Genomic DNA, 748 nt, shown 5'->3' with positions numbered 1-748 from the left:
AGCGGCTGCACCGGCACCACGATCCAGTTGCGGTCGGTCGGCTCCTTCACCCACAGCACCGGCGGATGGCCGGGCGCGCCGATCTCGACGCGCGTGCCGGGCGGCATCCGCTCGCTCACGTCGTCGCGGAACCGCTTGAGCGGCGCCGGCAGGTTCGACGGATCGCCATTCGGTACGTCGGTGCTGTCCGGCGTCACGAGCCGCACGCGCGACGGCAACGGCTGGTCGGGCGTGCGCTCGACGTGCTGGCGCACCGCGTCGACCAGGAATGCGGCCTCTTCGACCGCGTAACGCGTCTGCATCTGGCTGCGCTCGAGCCGCATCGCGAAAAACCACGCGAAGTGCGACAGGAGCAGGACACCGACGACGAGTAGCGCCAGCCGCCCGAACAGCGAATCAATGGGTTTGCGCATGGGCCTCGCCGTCGGGCACGAACACATAGCCGCGCCCACGGACCGTCTGGATGAAGCGTGGCGTCGACGGATCCGTTTCGAGGATGCGGCGCAGGCGCCACACCTGGACGTCGATGCCGCGGTCGGTACCGTCGTACTCGGGCCCGTGCAGCAGCTCGAGCAGCCGCTCGCGCGTGAGCGTGCGCAGCGCGTGGTTCACGAAGATCTTCAGCAGCGCGAATTCACTGCTCGACAGCGTGGCCGGCTTGCCGTCGACCGACAGCGTGCGCGCCTGGAAGTCGAGCACGAAGCGGCCGAACGCGAACGGCTCGCGCTGTTCGGGCGCCGCGGCCGAC

1 protein-coding gene and 1 pseudogene are annotated in these 748 nt (G+C 69.8%); both read right to left on the bottom strand.

Annotation, left to right across the window (positions count from 1 at the left end):
• Positions 1–413: pseudogene (locus G3O00_RS42895) on the bottom strand (two-component sensor histidine kinase); the annotation flags it as partial.
• On the bottom strand, positions 397–748 hold a 352-nt coding region (locus G3O00_RS42890; RefSeq protein ID WP_206146620.1), incomplete at its 5' end, for a winged helix-turn-helix domain-containing protein. The gene G3O00_RS42890 and the pseudogene G3O00_RS42895, both read right to left, overlap by 17 nt.

The sequence above is a fragment of the Burkholderia sp. Ac-20384 genome (genome assembly GCF_017104605.1).
In the GTDB taxonomy this organism is placed as follows: domain Bacteria; phylum Pseudomonadota; class Gammaproteobacteria; order Burkholderiales; family Burkholderiaceae; genus Burkholderia; species Burkholderia lata.
This window is presented reverse-complemented; position numbering and strand designations above follow the sequence as displayed.